The sequence below is a fragment of the Siansivirga zeaxanthinifaciens CC-SAMT-1 genome (assembly GCF_000941055.1).
Classification (GTDB): domain Bacteria; phylum Bacteroidota; class Bacteroidia; order Flavobacteriales; family Flavobacteriaceae; genus Siansivirga; species Siansivirga zeaxanthinifaciens.
Genome location: NZ_CP007202.1, coordinates 2,883,464 through 2,906,189, shown reverse-complemented (window position 1 = coordinate 2,906,189; position 22,726 = coordinate 2,883,464). Strand labels below are relative to the sequence as shown.

Here is a 22,726-nt window from a genome sequence, read left to right as displayed (position 1 = left end):
CTAAATGAACTATATTATGTTTAAACAATCAAACAGTCATTATTCCATAATAATTAAAAGTATTATTTTTTTATCAATTTCTATATCCTGTTTTTCTCAGCGTATCGAAACAAATGTCAATAAAAATTGGAAGTTTATTTTAAACGACGATGCCTCTTATTCAAAAGAAATTTTGGATGATAGTTCTTGGAAAAATCTAAATGTTCCACACGATTGGTCTTTTGAAAAAGGCGTTCGTAAAGGTGGTGATCAAGGACAAGGCGGCGGCTACCACGATGGGGGTATTGGTTGGTATCGTAAAACGTTTAATGTAAATAAAACTAGCCTATCAAAAACGGTTTACATCAATTTTGACGGGGTCTATATGAATAGTGAAGTGTGGATTAATGGAAACCATTTAGGAAAGAGACCTTATGGTTACATTAGTTTTAGATATGACATTTCAAAATATTTGAAAGCAGGTAAAAATACTATTGCTGTTAGAGTAGATAACCGATTAGAACCATCTGCCAGATGGTATCATCCTTGCGGAATATATGCACCTGTAAAATTGATAGAAGTTTCAAAAAGCCATATCAGTCCGAATGGTATATTTATTACTACACCAAAAATTGAGTCTAATCAAGCTCAAGTTAATGTAAAAGTTGGTTATGTCAATCCATCGAATGCATTGAAATATCAGTTTACAGTAGTAACACCAACAGGTCAAAAGATTCAATCAGATATCCAAAAAATAGATGGAGATAAAAGTAATACCACCCTAACGGTTAATAATCCAGTATTATGGAGTCCAGAAACACCGGTTTTATATCAGTTAATCACTCAAGTAATTCAAAATAAAAAAGTAATTGATGAGGTAAAGACAAACTTTGGTTTTCGAACTGTTGAATGGAAAAAAGAAACTGGTTTTTGGTTGAACGGAAACAACGTAAAGCTAAAAGGCGTTTGTGAACATTGGGAAGGTGGACCCGTTGGAGGCGCATGGACTAAACCAATGTTGCGTTGGAAATTGCAATTGTTAAAAGATATGGGCATCAATGCTATCCGTCCGTCGCACAATCCAACACCTCCCATGTTTTATGATATTTGTGATGAAATTGGGTTACTTGTTATGGATGAAATCTTTGACGGTTGGCACAAAAAAGCACCTCAAGACTATGGTAAACAAGCTTTTGATCAATGGTGGAAAGCAGATATGAAAGAGTGGATTACCAGAGACCGTAACCACCCAAGTGTTTTTGTGTGGAGTTTAGGTAATGAAACGCACAGTCCCGTTGCACCAGAACTGGTAAAATTTGGTAAAAGTTTAGACCCAACACGATTATTTTCTTCAGGAGCAGGAAATCCCGAAGATATGGAAATTACAGGCATTAATGGCGGTTCAGAAACCAAATCATTCATAGAATCTGCTAAATTTGATAAACCTTTTGTTTCAACCGAAGCACCACATACTTGGCAAACCCGTGGATACTACAGAACACACACTTGGTGGCGCGATAACGAATTGCCAGGAACTTATGATTTGCCTAATTTAACCGAAAAGGAAATCTTCTTTTACGAAGGATTAGACCCTAAAAAATGGAAGAATAGAAAACAACGTTTTAACTCCTCTTATGACAATGCAACGGTACGTATTTCAGCCCGTAAAAATTGGGAAGTCATGCGCGATACGCCTTGGCATAGTGGGCATTTCCGTTGGACAGGTTTCGATTATTATGGCGAAGCCGGATTGGTTCATGGTGGACTTCCTTTTAACCTGTTTATGGGTGGGGCACTAGACGTAGCGGGCTTTGAAAAAGATTTATATTACTTCTACCAAAGTCAATGGACACAAGAACCCATGGTACATATATTACCACATTGGACGCATCCAAGAATGGAAAAAGGAACGGTCATTCCTGTTTGGGTATATTCAAATACCGATGAAGTAGAGTTGTTTTTAAACGGAAAATCTTTAGGTAAAGACAAACCCGGTACCGTTTGGAACGAAATGCAATGCGAATGGATGGTACCTTATGAAGAAGGTACGTTAGTAGCTGTAGCTTATAAAAACGGTAAAGAAGTAAAACGAGTATCAATTGCAACAAGTGGAGCACCTCAATATTTAAAAAACAGTCTCAATAAGCTAAAAGCTGAGGACGGTTTTTCGTCAAGTTATATTTTTACAAGCGAATCTTTAGATTCGAAAGCTAATCTTTATCCTTATGGTGAAAACAGAGTGTATTATCATATTTCTGGAGATGTAGAGAAGGTATCTATGGAAAACGGAAATCCTATAGATCCGATAAGTCGAACCAAATCAGATTACAGAACGTTATTTTTTGGAAAAGGACGTTTGTTTTTAAGAGAAAAAGATAACGCTAAAAAGGCTTCTGTTATTACGGCCTCTATTTTGGGAGACAAAGCTTTATTTATTTCGAATAAAATTACCATTGATGTTCAAGAAAATGCTATAATAGGAAAAACTTCAAAATCAAATTTCGAAATATTTTATACTACTAATGGTGATGATCCTTTGAAAAATGGTAAGATTTACACAAAACCTTTTGAAGTAAAAGACCATTCCACAGTTAAAGCCATAGTAAAACAAAATGGTAAGCTAATTTTAACTTTGGAAGAAACTTTTGGAACTAGCGAAGGTCTTTTTTGGGGTGATGAACATTCCTTAGATATTTGGAAAGGTCGTGGCATAAATATTGCCGCAGAAGAAGCTATTTTAAAGGGTGGAGCAAAAACGAGTAAAGACGCAAAACATTTTAAAGGAACTGGTTTTGTGAAATTTGATAATGAGGAAGGTAGCATTACTTTTTATCAAGAAAATGATGGTGAAGCGGGCGATTTTAGCATCCGATTCGGGTATATGCACAATGATGAAGGTAAGACTTACCCAATGAAGTTATTTGTAAACGATATTTATATAAAAACCTTTGAATTTGAAGCTACTGGTGGGTGGATACAAAACTGGCAATATGTAAATACCATTGTGAATTTTAAGTCAGGTGCTAATAACATAAGACTAGAAACAACTGGGCAAAGTGGTCCTTATATTGACGAAATGTATATTGATTAATTATTACAATGAATTACCGCACTTATCGGCTTTTCTTAATAATGTCACTTTTTTGGGCTACTAATTATGCGCAAAATGATAATGGTCAATACTTAGAAAAACAATTTCAAAATCCACCCAACGAAGCAAAGGCAAGAACTTGGTGGCATTGGATTAGCGGAAATGTATCTAAATCTGGAATTACCAAAGATTTGGAAGCGATGAAAGCTGTGGGTATTCAAGAAGCACAGTTGTTTAATGTACATTTAGGTTTTCCTCAAGGACCAGTTAAATATTTAAGTGAAGATTGGCTCGATTTATTTGAATTCTCTGCAAAAGAGGCACAGCGATTGGGTTTAGAATTAGCATTTCATAATAGTGCAGGGTGGTCGTCTAGTGGTGGTCCTTGGGTTACTCAGGAACATGCGATGCAAACCGTGGTGTTTAGTACCTTAGAACTACAAGGCAATCAAATGTTTAAAGGCGAATTGCCTAAACCCAAAACCAAGTTCGACTATTATCAAGATATTGCCGTTTTAGCCTTTCCTAAACCTAAAATACATATCAAGATTGATGGCTTAGATTATAAAATTTTATCAGAGCGCATTCGAAATCATTTGTTGCCTGATGATAAAGAGGTATCTAAGGATGCCATTATTAAAAAGGTAAGTATTGTAAATTTAACTTCCAATGTAAATAAAGATGGAAGCTTAGAATGGAACGTTCCACAAGGCGAATGGATTATACTAAGATTAGGACATACACCAATAGGAACTACCAATAGACCGGCACCACCTGAAGCCAAAGGTTTGGAGGTAGATAAAATGAGTAAAAAAGCCTTAGATGCCTATTGGAAAGAAGGCGTGCAGCCCATTATTGATAAACTGGGCAATTTGATTGGGACCACAGTTAATAACTGCTTAATTGATAGTTATGAAGTAGAAACTACCAATTGGACCTCGGGTTTTGATGTTCAATTTGAAACCTTAAGAGGTTATGATTTAACATCTTATCTACCAACATTAGCAGGATATTATGTGGAGAGTGCTGAAGTTTCCGAACGTTTTTTATGGGATTTTAGAAGAACCATAGGTGATTTAATAGCAGAAAACTATTATGCGCATTTTGCTGAATTATGCCATAAAAACGGTATGAAATTTTCAGTGGAACCGTATTGGGGGCCTTTTGATAATATGCAGGTTGGTGCTACAGGCGATATAGTGATGTGTGAATTTTGGAGCGGTGGTTACCCGTTTTTTGATTCTTCCAAGTTCGTTTCGTCTATCGCTCATTTAAACGGGAGTGCCATTGTAGGTGCAGAGTCGTTTACAGGCATTGGTGGTTGGGATGAACACCCCGCTCAATTAAAAACAATTGGAGATAGAGCTTGGGCAGAAGGTATTACTCGTTTTATTTTTCATACCTACGTGCATCAGCCTTGGGATGTGGCTCCTGGCTTGGTGTTGAGTTATCATGGGACCGATTTTAACCGATTAAATACATGGTGGTTTCAAAGTAAGCCTTACATGAATTACATTGCCCGTTCGCAATTTCTATTACAAAAAGGTACAAATGTGGCCGATGTTTTGGTTTTTACTGGAGAATCTTCGCCCAATACCGCATTTTTATTCCCCGAAATTAAAACAATGGGGTATGATTACGATTTGATAGGTGCCAATAAACTTTCAGACCTTTTTGTAAAAAATGGTGAAATATGCACACCAGTAGGAGGAAAGTATAAAGTTTTAGTGCTTCCAGAATCAGATTGGATAACCCCCAAAACACTTAAAATTGTTGAAAGTTTAGTGAAAGCAGGCGCCAGAGTTATTGGTAATAAACCCTTTAAATCACCAAGTCTTAATAATTACCCGAGTTGTGATGATGAAGTCAAAATGATTGCCAATAAACTATGGGATAATAATGATATTCAACCCATTTCAATTAGTCAGTATCTCCAAAATGAGAATAGACCAGATTTTACAATTGAAAAAAATAATGGAGATGAAATCAATTTTATTCATAGAAAAACGGAGGAATCCGATATCTATTTTATTGCCAATGGTAAAAAGCAAAGTAGAAATTTAAGCTGTAATTTCAGAGTTTCTGGTAAACAACCCGAATTTTGGAACGCAGAAACAGGTTATATTAGTTATCCCGCTGTTTGGAAGAATAATGCCGATGGCACTATAACATTACCTTTAAGTTTAGAAGCAGAACAATCCATATTTGTTGTATTTCAAAAGGCATCAACTTCCCAAAATAATTTAGTTTCAGTAAAACCTGAATTAGAGTATCCAAAACCAGAACCGCTTTCAAACTTAAAAATTATGAAGGCAGAATATGGTACATTTTTGCAAGAGGGTTTGGTGGAAATAACCGATAAAGTCGCCAATGCTGTTGAAGATGGCAAACTAGATTTTCAAATTACAAGAGCCTTTTGCGATTGCGACCCCGCCATGGGTTATAAAAAAGAGTTTAGATTGGCATATCAAATTGGAGAAGAGATACACGAGCTTTATGCTGAAGAACGCGAGCATATCACTATTGATGCAGGTAATGAGGACCTAAAGGTATTAAAAGCCGTATTTGGAAAATTTAAACCCGAAACTAAAGGTGTGCCTAAATATTATCCCTTATTTGATGTTAAGGAGATTATTCAAAATAAGATTGATAACAAGCAGTTTGAAATACCAGTAAATAATGAGTTAATTGATAATCAATTTATTGAAGGACACAAACCTGCTCTTCGGGTTACCTATGAAACCGATGTGGAAGCTTATACCGTTTTGGTGCCAAAAGGTCAAATTTTAAAGCTTTCAAAAGATAATATCAAACCACAATTGCTTTTAAACTCAGGAATACCAAAATTGGTAACACCTTACAATGGTAAGTTAAGTTACACGACAACATCTGGTAAAACTAAAACTGTAGTAGTAAAAAAAGTACCCAGACCAATAGAGCTTTCAGGTACTTGGGATGTTAATTTTGTTACACCTAAAGGTAAAACAAAAAACACAAAATTTGAAACCTTAAAATCTTGGTCGGAGGCATCCGAGGAGGACATTCGTTATTTTTCAGGGACGGCTAGCTATACAAAAACTATTAATTTACCAAAAGAATTCTTCAAAGGAGAAAATAAAATAGAATTAGATTTAGGTAGCGTTGCTGTAATTGCTGAGGTCAATGTAAACGGTAATTATGTAGCTACCTTATGGAAAGCACCTTTCAAAACAAACATTTCAGATTATATAAAAAAAGGGGATAATATCTTAGAAGTAAAAGTGACCAATTTATGGCCAAATAGGTTAATTGGCGATGAGAATTATACGTTAGATTATGACGTTGAAGGTGTTAGATTATCCACTTTGCCAGATTGGTTAATAAATAATAAAGAGCGGTCATCTCAGAGGACTACTTTGCCGTCATGGAAACATTGGAGTAAAAATAGTGCATTGTTACCATCAGGGTTATTGGGGCCAGTAAGAATACATGTTTCAAGTGTTAAGGGTTTAGATTAATAGGTTCATAATTCATTGAAAAAAATAAAAATATCAAAAACAAATTAAAGATGAAAATAACAAACAAGTTTTTAGTGTTGATTTTAATAATTATGTTTAGCGTCACTAAAATTATGGGGCAATCAAAATCTGAGGTGTCTAATAAACCTAATGTTTTATTTATAGCTGTTGACGATTTAAATACATGGTTAGGCTGTTTAAATAATTATTCAGGTACTAAAACACCAAATATTGATAGGTTAGCGGCTCAAGGAGTGTTATTTTCAAATGCCCATTGTCAAGCACCATTATGCGGACCATCACGTGCTTCAATTATGACAGGTTTACGACCTTCAACAACGGGTATTTACGGCATGATTTCAGATGAAAAAATTCGTTCAGATAATCCTGCAACAAAAGCAATTACATTTCTTCCAGAGTATTTTAAAAATAATGGCTATCATACCATGGGCATTGGAAAACTATTTCACGATTTTGCCCCAAAAGGTGTTTTTAATGAAGAAGGCGGCAGGGAAAAAGGTTTTGGTCCGCTGCCAGAAAAACGCTTTGTTTGGGATGGTTTTGGCACTTCAGATAGAAAGAATTATGGACGTACCAGTACCGATTGGGGTGCTTTTCCAGAACGAGACGAGCAAATGCCAGACCATCAATCGGTGAACTGGACCATTGAGCGTTTGAATAAAGATTATGAGAAACCATTTTTTATGGGTTTAGGGTTTCTTCGTCCCCATGTACCACTTTATGTGCCTCAAAAATGGTTTGATATGCATCCTTTGGAAAGCATTCAAGTGGCGCCTTATTTATCTGATGATTTAAAGGATGTGCCACAAGTTGGGTTAGATATCAACAACTTACCTATGATGCCTTCAACAGAATGGGCTATCGAATCTGGCGAATGGAAAAAAATCATTCAAGCTTATTTGGCTTGTGTTAGTTATGTAGATTATGAAATTGGCCGCGTTATGGAAGCACTTGAAAACAGTAAATATGCCAAAAATACGGTGATCGTTTTATGGTCTGACCATGGGTATCGTTTGGGTCAAAAAGGTACATTTGCCAAACACGGTTTGTGGGATTCTGCAACAAAAGCGCCTTTATTGTTTGTAGCTCCAAATCTTCCTAAAGGTAAAGTAATTGATACACCTGCCGAAATGCTATCTATTTATCCAACACTTCTAGAATTATGTGGTCTTCCAGCTTACAATAGAAACGAAGGTGTAAGTTTAGTTAATACTATGATAAACACTAAGCCTGATAATAAGGCGTATGCACTAACAACCTACGGAATGAATAACCATTCTGTAAAATTAGGAAGATATAGATTGATTCAATACGAAGACGGAACACGCGAGTTGTATGATCATAAAATAGATCCTAACGAATTTACGAATCTCGCTAAGTATTCAGAATATCAAAAGGTCATAAAAAAAATGCTTGACTATTTCCCTAAAATGAATGAGAAGTGGGATGATAATTCGGCATACAATTTCCAACCATATTTTGTAAAACAAAAGGAAAGGATTAATGGTGCTAATGCGAATAAATCAAATGTAAATGAAACTCATTGATAATGAATATATGACTGGATTTTTAAAAAAATGCATATTTGTATTTGCAATTTTAAACGCTGTACTCACGGTTAATGGAGAAGCACAATCACTAAAACATCCAGTCATTTGGGTAACAGCAGAAGAACGCGCAGGAATTCTTGAAAATATCGAAAAATACGATTGGGCAAAAGATCTTGTAAATCAATTGCATGAGCGTGTTGATCCGGCACTTAAAATACATGAAACAAATCCGAATGCCATTTTAAATACAATTCCCGCCTTTGCAAAACACGATCGTGAAAACTCCGAACAAAAGGCAGGGCCTTTAGCGGCAGGGCATAATAAGGTTTTAGCACTTGCTTCAGAAGCTGGAATGTTATATTATTTAACTCAGAATGAAAAATATGCAAAGTTTGCTGCCGATATTTTAGGCTATTATATAGATGTTATTGCAACAAAAACACCAAAAACAACTACCATATGCGGATATGAATTTTTCGACCCGAGAACCACTTATGGTCCGTTTGCATTGACCTATGATTTTATTTACAGTTATGTAAAGCAACCAAATGCAACGGTATATAACAAAGAAAAAGGGGTTAGAATTCCATTCGATAATGCAAAAGCACAAAAGGCAATAGCAAATATCGTTGGCAATGTTTTACAAGAATATGGTAAACCAGATCAGCACGGTAAATTCATTTCTAACCACCCCATACTTACAGCTTCTGGCGCTTTGTTTAGTATTCTTTGTATTGATAATGATGCAGAACGCGAAAGATTATTTAACGTTTTTTGGGAAAGGGGAACGGCACACCAAAATTCATTTAAAAACACCATACTACCTATGTTTGGAGAACAGGGTATTTGGCCAGAATCTACAAGTTATAGTTTCATGCCTATTATTACAATGACATTAAATATTGTAGATCGTGTGTATCCAGAAATGGATGTCACAAAAGACTATCAGCACATACTATATGGCAATTTCCTCTTTGATTATTTAAGACACCCAAATAGAAAATTTGTTCGATTTGGCGATTCAAAACGAAATAACGATGGCACCGAAGATCTTTACAGATACACTTTAAGTATTGCAGAACGTCGAGGGTATTCAGATTTAAAATTAAAAGCACAAATGGCATTAAAACAAGCCTATGACGCTAAAGGCGGTTATAAACCAAAACTTGATGATGGTATTTTTAATAATTTTCAACCACTCGATTTATTTTGGGGGCAACCCATTCCAGATAAAATTGAGAAAGGCATAAATTTTAATAAGCCAACTGTTTTAGTAAAACATTCAGGCATCGCATTACAGCGTAACTTAACAGAAACGGCTAACGAACTTTATGGTCTTACAGGTATAATTGGGGGTGCACATTATGTGCATTCACATCTTACAGGAATTTCAATGGAGCTCTACGGGGCAGGCTACATTATGGCGCCCAATGCAGGGTTACCTCCATCGGTAAAAGAGAGACAAATTCCGCTTCACGAAAATTATTTTAGATTGTATGCTGGCAATAATACGGTTATTGTTAACGGAACTTCCCATGGTTTGGACGAGGGTTCATGGAAAGGAGATGCTTATGTATGGCAAAATACCACTAAAAATATAGCGGCAGAACCTAAGCATTTAGAAAATCCTGTAAGTGAAAATTTTAGTTTTGCTACCCAGTTTTTAAAAGATGAAGTAAATAATTGCGATCAGGAACGTACCTTAAGCACTATTAGAACCAGCGATATAACAGCCTATTATTTTGATATGTTTCGTTCAAAATCTTTAGATGAAAATAAATTTCACGATTATATCTATCATAATATTGGTGATGAAACCATCATAAAAAATGAGAAAGGAAATGTTTTGAATTTGAAGCAAACCGATCGCTATAAAAATGATATTGGAGACCCTGTTCAATCTCCAGGTTGGCGTTATTTTGAAAATACGCAGGTTACAGAGCCCATAAAAGAAGGGGTTAAAGTAACATTTAAAATTAATTTCGATAATAGGTACATGCATATGTTTGTGCCCAAAGGTGTTACAAGAGCATATACAAAAGGATTAACGCCACCAACCAGAGAAGCAGAAAATGACTATCTAAATAAGAAAACCCAATTAATTGCAATAAGACAAACCGGTGAGGCTTGGGATAAACCTTTTATAAGCATTTTTGAACCCTCGCTAAATTCAGAATCAAGCGTTCAAAGTGTTGAGTCTTTAATGGATGGCGATAAAATTGTGGGTGCTAAAGTTATTTCAATAGTAGAAAAAAATAAAATAATAGATTATATTATTTCTCAAGATACATCTGATGCTATTTATAATAATAAAACCTTAAATTTAAGTTTTGAAGGTCGTTTTGCAATAGTGCGCGTTGAAGCATCAAAAGACAGAAAAAAGGTTAGTCTGTATATTGGTGACGGTAAAAAATTAAATTTTGAAGGATTTAAATTAGAAAGTAACCATCAAAATAAAGGGTTTAAAGTATTTTAATTAAAAATTAAACTAAAAATTATGAAGTATAAATCGATTACACTTCTGGTTGTCATCTCTTTAATAATGACTCATTTTGGGCCATTGCATGCTCAACATGTAGCGCCTAGCAAATCGTTAAACCAATATGCTTTCGATTTATATGGCGAATTAAAAGATGCAAACGAAAATGTTTTTTTGTCGCCATTAAGTACCTATTACGCGCTTTTATCGGCTTACGAAGGTTCTAAAAACAAAACAAAAGCAGCGTTTGAGAAGGTATTGTATTTAAAAGATTCAGCCGTCTCTAACTATGACGATTTGTATAAGCAGGAGACTAATGCAGATAGCCTATTTGGTTTAAAAATTTCTAATGCCATTTGGGTAGATAAAAAATTTCAAGTAGAAACGGCTTTTAAAAATGTGGTTTCAAGTAAATATTCTTCAGATTTCAAGCAAACCAATTTCGCAAATACAGCATTGGCAGTAACAGATATCAACCGTTGGGTTTCGGATAAAACAAATCAGCGCATAACAGATATGGTAAACCCTTCAGATATAAATTCTGAAACAAAATTAATGATTTCGAATGCGGTTTACTTTAAAGGCGAATGGCGAACTAAATTTGAAAAACTTAGAACAGCTCAATCAACCTTTTTCACAGATAATGAAAATCAATACAAGGTTGATTTTATGAACATAACCGAAAACCTTAATTATTTTGAAAATGAATCCTTTCAATTTATAACTAAGCCATACAAAGATTCAGATTTGTCGTTTTGTGTATTATTACCAAAAACACTATACGGACTAGAAGCCATTGAAAACAATTTAAATGCCGAATTTTTTAATGAAATTTTAGAACAAACAGTTTCCACAAAGGTATGGCTTTCCATACCAAAAATAAAATTGGAAACGAGTTATAAACTAAAATCGGCCCTAACAAATATGGGTTTAAATGCGGTATTTAATAATGAAGCAGATTTTTCTGGAATATTAAAAAATGAACCTTTGACCATTGAACAAGTAGCCCACAAAACCTATATTGATATAAACGAAGATTATACAGAGGCTGCTGCTGCCACAACAACTAATGTTTATATTAGAGGTTTGCCTTCATTTAAAACGTTTATAGTAGATCATCCCTTTGTGTTTTTTATTGTAGATAACAAAACCAAGGCGATGGTATTTATGGGTAGATATGTTAAGCCTCAAGAAGGGGAAAAGATTGATAAAGCATATTTTGCGCGAAATTTAGAAAGAAGAGAAATAAGAGATTCAGGTTGGAATTCAGGAAAAGAGCCTTTGCTTTTAGTAGCTGATGGAAATGAATTAAAAGAGGTTAAAATTGATGATGTAGATTTTGATAATATTGATTCTTTGAGGGTTTATACAAAAAAGGAAGATATTGAAAGATATACGAATGAGGATTATTATCATGGCATTGGCGTTATTGTAATTACACCCAAAAAAAACAAAAAAATTAAAAAAAAATAGCATTAGAGAATGAAACAACAATTTTTAAAAATATTTGTTTTGAGTCTGTTTTTTACCCTTAGCGGAGTTTGCCAAACAACAGCACAAAAGAACCTTAAAACTAAGAAACCAAATATCTTATTTATAGCAGTAGATGATTTGCGTCCGGAACTCAATTTTTATGGAGCAAATCACATAAAATCGCCAAATTTAGATAAATTGGCAGGAGAGAGTCTAATTTTTGAACGCGCGTATTGCAATGTTCCGGTTTGTGGTGCTTCTAGAGCCAGTTTAATGACGGGGGCAAGACCAACCAGATACCGTTTTATAGACGCTCATATTAAAAAGGATGAAGACTTTCCAGAGGCTATTTCTCTTCCTTATTTATTGAAGCAAAATGGGTATCAAACCATTTCCAATGGAAAAATTTATCATTATGGTCAAGATGATGCTGAAGCTTGGAATGAAATTTGGGAATCAAAAACATTATGGACCTTTGCTTTACCAGAGAGCCAAGAAATAAGAGAAAAAACAAAACGTGGTTTACCGGTAGAGATGGCTGATGTTCCTGACTCTTTATACAGAGATGGGCAATTAGCGTTAAAAGTGATAAAAGATTTGCAAAAGTTAAAGCAATCCAATAAACCGTTCTTCCTAACTATGGGATTAGCAAAACCCCATTTGCCATTTGCGGCTCCAAAAAAATATTGGGATTTATATGATAGAGATAAAATCGAACTTCCAAAAAGTTATGTGCAGCCAGAAACGACACCAAAAGAAGCGTTTCATAATTTTGGTGAATTACGGCAATATGAAAACATACCCAAAAAAAGAGATTTACCAGATGCATTAGCAAAGGAATTAATCCATGGTTATTACGCATGTGTTAGTTATATCGATGCACAAATTGGTTTGGTTTTAGATGAATTGAAACGATTAGATTTGGAAGACGATACCATTGTGATTTTGTGGGGCGACCATGGTTGGAATTTAGGCGACCATAAATTATGGTGCAAGCACGTAACCTTCGAAAAAGCATTAAGAACGCCTTTAATCATTAAAGTTCCAGGTAAAACCAAAGGCGAAAAAACCGATGCCATTACCGAGTATATTGATATTTATCCCAGTTTAGCAGAGTTGGTGGGATTAGAAATCCCAAATACAGTAGATGGCAAAAGCTTTGTGCCTATTCTAAATGGACAAAAAAGCGAAAAAAACTGGGCCGTATCTAAATTTAAAGATATGGTAACCCTAATAAAAGGCGATTTATTTTATACCGAATGGACAGATAACAAAGGGGTTGCTTACCAACGTATGCTATTCGACCATAAAACAGATCCTTTAGAATTGGATAATTTGGCAGAAAAACCAGCTTATCAAGAAACTATTAAAGCGCTTTCAAAAGAACTTCGTGAAAAATGGGGGAAAAATTTTCTTGTTGATACTAAAAATTCAAAGCCTTGAATATAATTGCTATCAATTTTAAAAAGAAATATGAGTTTGTGTTTTTTGAAGGAAGGGTTTAAAGTATTTTAATTAATCAATAAACAATTTAAAAAAATGAAAAACTTTTTTACGTTAATATCAGTAGTGTTTCTGCTGGTTAGTTGTAATCAATTAAAACAAACCAAAAAAGTATCTTCAGCATCTTTAATAAAATCAGTCGAGAAAGAACCTATTGTTGTTCAGTTTATAATTGATGGATTAATGAAAGATGCCGCGGAAACAGCTATGGCTGCCGGTGCTGAAAATCTAAAATATTTTGCCAACAACGGAGTGGTTGTAGAAGCTGCTTATTCTAATAGTCCAGTTGGACGTGTAAAATTACCGGATGGCACTGAACCCTGGGGCGGCGCATCGCCACCAAATATAGGTATGCATACTGGTACTCACGTTTTTGAAACGCAAGATTTAGATGACATTTTTTTATCTGCCAGACGAAACGGCATTAAATCGGTTTATGTTGGTGGGCATACTTTATATGATGTTTTTAAAACACCAGATGTGTATTATGCTGAGATTATGCCAGATCAAAAGGTTGTAGAGCTAGGTATGAAGCATATCAAGGAAGATGGTGCACGATTAGTTCGTTTGCATTTACAAGAAATTAGAGATTATTGGAAAGGGCCACAAGATAAAACCAATCCAGATGCTGCTTACATTAAAGGTATTTTAAATGCAGATGCTCAATTAGGAAAGCTCATGTCATTTTTAAAAGAAGAAGGGTTATGGGATACTACATTTTTTATTATTTCTGCCGATCATGGTATGGGTACTTTAACCAAAAGTAATCATCTATCAGAGCAATTATCTTCATGGCAGATTTACATGAATTTTTATGGTCCAGGTATTAAAAAGGGAGTAACTATTCCTTATGCCGAATCACCCGATGTGGCTTTAATGACCAATCATTTTATGGGGTTGACTCCGCTAAAAGGTTATACTTCTAAAGTAGAAAACCTAAAACAGCTAGGTACAACAGGAACTTTTCTTAAAAATATTTTCGAAGGAACTCCTAAAACTTTAAATCACCCTCAATGGATAAAAAAATACCTAGAAGAAAATGCAGGATCGCCTCCCAATGATTTTCTACATTATAGAGCAGCTATGTTGAATGAAATAAACAATAAACCATAAACAATAAATAATACTTTAGGAAACTTTAATAAATAATTTTAAGTAATGAGAGATTTAACACTAAAATTAAAGAATAGCGTGTTTTTATTTGTTCTATGGTCTGGTATACACATGTTTGGACAAGTACAAGAACGTCCTTTTATTTTAGTTACTTCAAATGAAAGAAATCAAGTTCTCGATAAAATAAAAAATCAAGATTGGGCAAAAGAAATTTACACCAATTTGAAAATTAAAACAGATATTGAAGTTAAATTATTTTTCGAAAATCCTGAAGCTTATTTAAAACAACTTCCTTTCAATTGGAAAGAAGGTGAAAAAGGTGAATTTCCACCATTTTACAAAACAGACCATGTTGAGAATGGCGTTCATAAAAACTTAGATAATGCTACTGATGAAGAATGGAAACCAGCCGCACTTTTAATTAATTATTTGCAAGTAGCTTTAGATTGTGGCATGCTTTATTACGTTACCGAAGATGAAAAATATGCTCATGCAGCCAGTAGTATATTATATTCTTTTATTAAATCGGTGCAAAAGTCTCAACTTTCAGATTGGCATAGTCGAGGCGGTTGGTTGTTTCCCTACGATGGTTTTCGCGAAGTAAGAGTTATTGGTTACAAATTACCATTGATTTATGATTTTATTCATCCCTACATTAAAAAGGGCGGAAAGTCCTTCGATCTTATAAAAAACAAAAACCTAGATTTTCCATTTAATGAAGCTCAAAAGGTGTTTAGAACTTACGCAGATATTACCATAAATTATGGTCAAACGGGTTCTAATCATTCAGTTTTAGAAGCACCAAGTTTAGTGTATAATGCTTTAGCGATGGATGATGAAAAAGAACGAGAAAAACTGTTATCTTACTTTCTAACAGAAAACACAGAAAACCAAGATGCGCTTAATGTTATGGCTAAAAACTATAAAGAAAAGGGTGATATTTGGCCAGAAACATCACAGTATCTTAATCATTCTACCGCCATATTAGTAAAATTGATGTTGGTAATAAATAGGTATCATCCCGATTTAAAATTGGCTTCAAAATACCCCAATATACTTTTTGCCTTACCCAGATTAGATTACTTTGTCTATCCAAACAACGAGATTGTTAGATGGGGCGATGGGCATAGAAAGGGTACTGCTCCATATGATGCCTTTGACGATGCGCTCGCTTTAGCTAAAATGGATGGCCTAGATGAAGTTGTAGATAAATTCGCTCCATTATTAGCTACGGCAATGCAAAAAGGTAAATATAAACGCCATGATATGGAGTCTGTTTTTTGGCATCATGAAATTGAAGCAACTCCAGCATCTATTCAATTACCAAGAACAGATAGAGTGTATCATGCAGGCATCGTGATGCAAAGAAATTTAAGCGAAACACAAAAACCAGAGGATGGTTTAATGTGCTTTGTTGGTGGTGCATATATGATACACGGTCATGCAGAGGGCATGAATATAGAATTATATGGAGAAGGACAAGTTTTGGGGGTAGACAATGGAAGAGGTAGATATGCTCAAGACATTCACGAAAATTATTCTCGAATATTTGCAGCACATAATACAGTAATAGTAAATGGAAGCTCTCAAGGTGAAGGTGGTTGGTCTAATCTGGGAATTAATACTGTGAAATTGATTTCAATGGAACCCAAAGTAGGAGCCGAAGGTGTATCGCCATATCATTCATTTAGTCAAACCAGTTTTAAAGATACCGGAGGAAATAAGGCTGAAGCCACACAAGAACGTACATTAGCATTAATACGTACTTCACCAACAACTGGGTATTATGTAGATGTTTTTCGATCTAAATCGAAATTGCCAAACGAATATCATGATTATTTATATCATAACATTGGAGACGACTTAGTATTTGATTCGAAAACTTTAAAGTTTAATGCCACACCAAATAAATACATGTCTAATGCAAATTCAATCTGGAAAGGCCGTACTTATAGAAACCCAGGATGGCATTTTTTTAAAGATGTAAAAACATCGAACCCATTTGATGATAACATAAAAGCTACTTTTAATATAACCAAATTAAAAAATGACGCAATTTACATGCAATTGCACATACCAGGTTTTAAAAACAGGGAATATACAAAAGTGAATGCGCCAGCTACTTTTGAGGCTCCTAAACCTTATGACGCTTTACCAACGCCAACATTGGTTATTCGAAATAATGGGTCCGCCTGGGAAAACCCTTTTGTAGTGGTTTATGAGCCATTTAATGAAAATGAAAAACCCACAATCACATCGGTCGATAAAATTGAAAATAATGGCATTTATAAGGGGTTAAAAATTGAAAGTTCAGTACAATCAAATCATTTAGTTCAATATATAATAACTCAATCTAAAGATGAGGTATTTAACAATGATGAATTGGGGATTTATTTTAAGGGTACTTTTGCTATCATTACATTAAATGAGAAAAAAGAATTGCAAAATATATACATTGGAGAAGGGGAAAAGCTTATATTTAAAAATGAAGTAATTACCACAAATACCGATAAGAGCTTTTTTAAAGTGTATTAAAATTTATTTCAAACAGAATCAACAAAGAACTTTTAAAATCAATATACATATTCTTGCTATACTTGTAAATAAAGTACGCAAGCAGAATTAGCTACTCTATATGTATTTTCTAGATAAATGAATTTACATTTATTAGTTATAAAAAATGAAATTAAAATATATGAAAATTTTTCAAATCCTTTTTTTCTTTCTATTGGTAAATACCCTATTTAGCTGTAAAACAGTAAAAGGTAAAACATTGTTGTTCGTTGGTAGTTTTACAGATAAAAAACCAGGAAAAGGCATTCATGTATATGAGTTTAGTAGCCATACAGGTGATGCCACTTTAAAATATACTTTAGACCATATAACCAATACTTCTTTTTTACGACTCTCTCCAAATGGTCAATATTTATATTCGGTAGTAGATAGTCAAATGGATTATAATGGAAAAGTAGCAGCTTTTAAAGTCGATTCGTTAAAGCTGGATATAAGTTTTATTAATAGCCAAGATTGTGGAGGTTTAAATCCAGCACATTTAGAGATTGATAATACAGGAAAATATCTTGTGAATTCTAATTATTCAGACCCAAGTTTAAGTGTTTTTAAAATTAACTCAAATGGAAGTTTAAACCCCTACGAGCAGGTAATTCGATTTAAAGATAGCAGCATTATAAAGGGCAGACAGGAAAGTGCTCATATACATTCTTCAAATTTCTCTCCAGATGGTAAGTTTCTATTTGTACAGGATCTAGGAGCAGACAAAATACGCAGTTTTACGTTTAATAAAAACAATAGCAATTTTATGCTTAAAAATGAACGTTATATTAAGGTAAAGCCTGGCAGTGGTCCCCGTCATTTCATCTTTCATTCTAATGGAAAATATGGTTATGGTGTTAATGAATTAAGTGGTGAAATTATCGCTTATAAATATGATAATGGACAATTAATATATATAGAGGCTTACAATTCTTATGAAAAGCAACAGGATATTTACAGATCGGCAGATATTCACATTTCACCTGATGGTAAATTTCTATATGCCTCAAATCGCGGACCTGAAGAAGATAGTATTTCCATATTTTCTATTAATGCTGTTAATGGTAAATTAAGTTTAGTAGCTCATGAATCTACTTATGGTGAACACCCTAGGAATTTTGCCATATCACCAAATGGTAAATTTCTTTTAGTCGCAAATCAATTTTCTAATAATATTGTGATTTTTAATAGAAACCGTAAAACAGGTAAACTTCAAAAATTACCGCTAGAAATAAAAGTAGAAAACCCCTCAAGTATACAAATGCGTGCGTATAAAAATTAAATTATTATAAATTTTTTGTAACTTATATATTTAAAAGCCTTAAGATAGATTTATGAATCGTTTTGTTTATGTCTTAGTCTATTTTTTGCTATCCAATTTATATGGTTTTTCACAATCTATTGATTATAGACTAAACAATTTATCGACGTTAAATGGTCTGTCGCAAAGTTCTGTGATTTCAATTCATCAAGACCAATTGGGTCAAATGTGGTTTGGTACACGTGATGGACTTAATAAGTATGATGGACATGATTTTACAATTTTTAAAAATAAACCAACAGACTCCTTATCAATTAGTAATAATGATATTTTAGCTATTGAAGAAAGTAAGGACAGCACTATATGGGTTGGTACATATAATGGATTAAACCGTTTCAATCCTGTTAACAAAACATTCAAAAGATTTTTTCATAAAAAAAATAAAAATTCTTTAAGTAATAATACTATTTGGTGTGTTAAGGAAATTCAAGACGAAATCTGGATAGGTACATCAAATGGACTTTCAATTTATAACACAAATACCAATAAGTTTGTAACTCTTTATCATTCTGATGAAGATTCTTCTAGTATAGCCGATAATTTTATTTTAAGCATCTTACAAACTAAAGATGGTAACATATGGATTGGCACAGCCAAAGGTTTAAATAAACTTATAACCAGAGATAACGATAATTTTTCTTTTAAAACCTATATTACTTCAGATAATTCTAAAGCACTTTTTATTCAGGATATTAAAGAAGATGCCAATAATAATTTATTCATAGGAACTAAATATTCAGGGCTTCTAAAATTTAATTTAAAATCAAATGAATTCATATCAGTTTCAAACATCAATAATTTAAATGAAATTGGAAATGATATACGCGCTCTAGATTTTGACCATAAAGGCGATTTATGGGTGGGGACTTACGATGGAATTTATGTGTTATCGTCTAATGGTATAATGTTAAAACCAATAGATACTTCAAATTTAGATAAAGTTAAATCAGTGTATACAGACAGAAATGGGTCTGTATGGATAGGCACCTATTATAAAGGGGTTAATATCTGGGATATTTCTAATATTAATTTCACTAATCTTAACGAGAATTCTGGAGACAGATCGTTAAGTTTCGATGCCATAGGCTCCATGGCAAAAGATATAAACAATAATTTATATTTTGGAACAGAAGGAGGCGGTATTACAATTCTTGACAATAAAACCGGTAAAACCAAATTTATTAATACAAAAAATTCAAAAGTGTTAAATAGTGATAATATAAAATCATTATATCTTTCTGAAGAAGGCTTACTTTGGATAGGAACTTTTACTCATGGCATTTCAATTTATAATATAATAACTCAAAAGTTTGAGATTAATAAGTTGAATGAAGATCTACAAAATATTCTACGAAAATCAGGTGTTTATGATATTAAAAAAGCAGGAGAAAATATTTTATGGATTGGAACTTTTGGAAATGGAATTATACGGTACAATATAAAAGATAAAACATATTTAGAAATAGGCAACACCAATAAAGTTAAAGAACAATTATCTAACCTTAGAGTACGTTCTATTTTAATTGATAAAAATCAGGCAGTTTGGGTTGGCACTCAAAGCGGATTAAATGTATTAAAACCTACAGATATTAATTTTAACTCTTATAACATTAAAAATTTCTTTTTTGATAACGAATTACAATCTGGAGACGACATTTTATCAATATTTAGAGATAGTAACGACAGAATATGGGTTGGTATAAAAGGAAAGGGACTTTTTCTTTATAATGGCGATAGTTTCGATAAAATTGATTTAGGAAATGAAAATATAAAAATAACAACAGTTCATTCTATTTTAGAGGACTCAAATAAAAACCTCTGGTTAGGTTCCAATCAAGGAATAATTAAGTATAACTATATGGAAGATGCTGTCATTATTTACGATCAACGAGACGGTATAGTTAGCAACGAATTTAATGATAATGCATGTTTAAATATAGGAGACGATACTATTTTCTTTGGCGGGCCTGCTGGAGTTACATATTTTAAAGCCAATAATATTGTTGTAAATAAATATTCACCACAGGTATTACTTACTGATTTTAAAGTGAAAAACGAATCGCTAATAATAGGTGGCGATTTAAATATTTTAAATAAAAGTATTACATATACCAACGAACTCATTTTGAGTTACGATAATGCTAATTTCTCAGTGAATTTTGCCATACCAAATTTTATTAATGCTGCAAATAATAAATATGTTTACAGGTTAATTGGCCTTGATAATCAATGGATAACCACAACAAGTACTGAAGCAAATTATACTATTCAAACTCCAGGAACTTACCAATTTGAAGTAAAGGGAGCAAACAACGATGGGGTGTGGAATACCCATGCAACAGTTCTAAAAATAATTGTAAAACCAGCACCATGGCGCAGTACATGGGCTTTATTATTTTATGCACTTTTATTGGCGTTTTCTATTTATGGTTTGATTTGGATTATGAAATCTAGGGCTAGATTACAATATGAACTAGAAATGGAGCATATAGAGAGTAAAAGAAATGAAGATCTAAATCAAGCTAAATTGCAATTTTTCACAAATATATCTCACGAGTTTAGAACACCTTTAACTTTAATATTAGGCCCTTTACAACAAATACTCTTAGACTATAATGGTAGTAACACCATGTATAAAAAATTAATGGTTATAGAGAGTAGTGCGAATCATTTATTACGCCTTATTAATAGGCTAATGGATTTTAGAAAGTTAGAAAACAATCAATTTCGCTTAGAATCTGCAGAGGGTAATATTGTTAAGTTTTTACACGAAATATTTTTGTCTTTTAGTGAGTTTGCTAAAGATGGAAATTATACCTACAACTTTAAAACAACGCATGAAGAAATTTTAGTTTACTATGATCGCTATAAATTAGAGCGCGTATTTTATAACTTAATATCAAATGCGTTTCGCTATACGCCTAAAGGTGGTGTTATTGAATTTAATATATCAAAGTTAGAAAGAGATATTTTAATAGAAATATCTGATACAGGTGTGGGTATTACAGAAGAGCATATCGATAAAATATTTGACAGGTTTTTTGAAGTACATATTCATAATAAACCACAAGAAAATTACAATCAAGGTACTGGTATTGGGCTTTCAATTGCTAAAAACATAGTAAAACTTCATAAGGGCAGTATTCATGTAAAAAACAAAAAAGAAAAAGGCGCCATTTTTTCAGTATTACTTCCATTAGGAAAAGCGCATTTATTAGAAAATGAAATACTACAAAATTTTAAAATTAGTGATGATGTTACCCAATATGAATCTCAGTTAAAAAATAACGATGTTATAATTGAAGACGATATTAACGATTTAGTTGTTAATGAAGAAAAATATACCATATTACTTGTAGAAGACAATAAGCCGTTACGTTCTTTTATGAAAAATTTACTAAAAAAGGATTATAACATTTTGGAAGCAGAAAACGGTAGCGTGGCCATGAAAAAAGCTATTAAATATGTGCCAGATTTAATAATAAGTGATGTGATAATGCCAGAAATGGTAGGTACAGAACTTTGTGCCGGTATTAAAGAAAATTTAAAAACTAGTCATATTCCTGTAATTTTATTAACATCAAGAACATCATTAATTTATAAAGTTGAAGGGTTAGAAAGTGGAGCCGATGATTATATAAGTAAGCCATTTAATTTGAAGGAGTTTAAACTAAGAATTAAAAATCTTCTGGAATCAACTAAACGATTAAAAGATAAATTCTCCAACGAAAATAATTTTACACCTAGCGATATAACCGTCTCTTCATTAGACGAGGAATTATTAAAAAAAGCAATAGATATTGTTGAAAGGCATATTTCAAATGACCAATTTGATATAGCTTTTTTTTGTTCAGAATTAGGCATTGGTCGTACGATGCTTTTTACAAAAATAAAAGCTTGGACAAATTTTACTCCTAATGAGTTTATTCAAGAAATAAGATTGAAAACTGCAGCTAAATTGCTAGAGCAAAACAAAATTAACATTTCTCAAATATGTTATAAAGTTGGTTTTCGAGATCCTAAGTATTTCGGAAAGTGTTTTCAAAAAAAGTATGGTGTTACCCCCTCACAGTACATAAAAAAGTTTAATTTATAAGAGCATAAATAGAAGCGTTTTCTTCATTAAAATAGAGCGTAGTGGATTTT

The 22,726-nt window shown here is 33.2% G+C and carries 10 protein-coding genes; all 10 read left to right on the top strand.

The genetic code is table 11. The features are described from left to right. The first annotated feature begins 16 nt into the window (after positions 1 to 16). The 10 genes from AW14_RS12875 (at position 17) to AW14_RS12830 (ending at position 22,676) form a co-directional block, all read left to right on the top strand. Complete coding sequence (locus AW14_RS12875) at positions 17 to 3,070, top strand: sugar-binding domain-containing protein (RefSeq protein ID WP_044639659.1); 3,054 nt, start codon at positions 17 to 19, stop codon at positions 3,068 to 3,070. 41 nt (positions 3,071 to 3,111) lie between these two features. Next, positions 3,112 to 6,567, top strand: a complete 3,456-nt coding sequence (locus AW14_RS12870; RefSeq protein ID WP_044639178.1) for a glycosyl hydrolase — start codon at positions 3,112 to 3,114, stop codon at positions 6,565 to 6,567. A gap of 50 nt (positions 6,568 to 6,617) precedes the next feature. Next, the gene (locus tag AW14_RS12865; protein ID WP_044639177.1) at positions 6,618 to 8,135 is read left to right on the top strand and encodes a sulfatase; all 1,518 of its coding nucleotides are present in this window, start codon (positions 6,618 to 6,620) and stop codon (positions 8,133 to 8,135) included. After that, entirely contained in the window at positions 8,122 to 10,614 is a 2,493-nt protein-coding gene (locus AW14_RS12860) for a hypothetical protein (RefSeq protein WP_044639176.1), read from the top strand. Before AW14_RS12865 ends, AW14_RS12860 begins: the two co-directional genes overlap by 14 nt. A 21-nt stretch (positions 10,615 to 10,635) precedes the next feature. After that, positions 10,636 to 12,090: a serpin family protein gene (locus AW14_RS12855; RefSeq protein ID WP_084708886.1), complete on the top strand. Its 1,455-nt coding sequence runs from the start codon at positions 10,636 to 10,638 to the stop codon at positions 12,088 to 12,090. 9 nt (positions 12,091 to 12,099) lie between these two features. Beyond that, positions 12,100 to 13,533, top strand: a complete 1,434-nt coding sequence (locus AW14_RS12850; RefSeq protein WP_044639174.1) for a sulfatase — start codon at positions 12,100 to 12,102, stop codon at positions 13,531 to 13,533. 96 nt (positions 13,534 to 13,629) lie between these two features. Then, positions 13,630 to 14,706 (top strand): alkaline phosphatase family protein, encoded by a 1,077-nt coding sequence (locus AW14_RS12845; protein WP_044639173.1) that lies wholly within the window; start codon positions 13,630 to 13,632, stop codon positions 14,704 to 14,706. A 45-nt stretch (positions 14,707 to 14,751) separates the two neighbouring features. Further along, positions 14,752 to 17,241 carry a heparinase II/III domain-containing protein gene (locus AW14_RS12840; RefSeq protein ID WP_084708884.1) on the top strand — a complete coding sequence of 830 codons (2,490 nt, stop codon included), beginning with the start codon at positions 14,752 to 14,754 and terminating at the stop codon, positions 17,239 to 17,241. Positions 17,242 to 17,401: 160 nt separating this feature from the next. Further along, positions 17,402 to 18,541: a lactonase family protein gene (locus AW14_RS12835; RefSeq protein ID WP_169744666.1), complete on the top strand. Its 1,140-nt coding sequence runs from the start codon at positions 17,402 to 17,404 to the stop codon at positions 18,539 to 18,541. Between the two features lie 52 nt (positions 18,542 to 18,593). Further along, entirely contained in the window at positions 18,594 to 22,676 is a 4,083-nt protein-coding gene (locus AW14_RS12830) for a hybrid sensor histidine kinase/response regulator transcription factor (RefSeq protein ID WP_044639172.1), read from the top strand. Positions 22,677 to 22,726 lie beyond the last annotated feature (50 nt).

What these genes read in the sequence shown, in the direction of transcription:
- AW14_RS12875 (WP_044639659.1), top strand. Translation starts at nt 17, where the DNA reads ATGTTTAAACAATCAAACAGTCATTATTCCATAATAATTAAAAGTATT.
- AW14_RS12870 (WP_044639178.1), top strand. Translation starts at nt 3,112, where the DNA reads ATGTCACTTTTTTGGGCTACTAATTATGCGCAAAATGATAATGGTCAA.
- AW14_RS12865 (WP_044639177.1), top strand. Translation starts at nt 6,618, where the DNA reads ATGAAAATAACAAACAAGTTTTTAGTGTTGATTTTAATAATTATGTTT.
- AW14_RS12860 (WP_044639176.1), top strand. Translation starts at nt 8,122, where the DNA reads ATGAAACTCATTGATAATGAATATATGACTGGATTTTTAAAAAAATGC.
- AW14_RS12855 (WP_084708886.1), top strand. Translation starts at nt 10,636, where the DNA reads ATGAAGTATAAATCGATTACACTTCTGGTTGTCATCTCTTTAATAATG.
- AW14_RS12850 (WP_044639174.1), top strand. Translation starts at nt 12,100, where the DNA reads ATGAAACAACAATTTTTAAAAATATTTGTTTTGAGTCTGTTTTTTACC.
- AW14_RS12845 (WP_044639173.1), top strand. Translation starts at nt 13,630, where the DNA reads ATGAAAAACTTTTTTACGTTAATATCAGTAGTGTTTCTGCTGGTTAGT.
- AW14_RS12840 (WP_084708884.1), top strand. Translation starts at nt 14,752, where the DNA reads ATGAGAGATTTAACACTAAAATTAAAGAATAGCGTGTTTTTATTTGTT.
- AW14_RS12835 (WP_169744666.1), top strand. Translation starts at nt 17,402, where the DNA reads ATGAAAATTTTTCAAATCCTTTTTTTCTTTCTATTGGTAAATACCCTA.
- AW14_RS12830 (WP_044639172.1), top strand. Translation starts at nt 18,594, where the DNA reads ATGAATCGTTTTGTTTATGTCTTAGTCTATTTTTTGCTATCCAATTTA.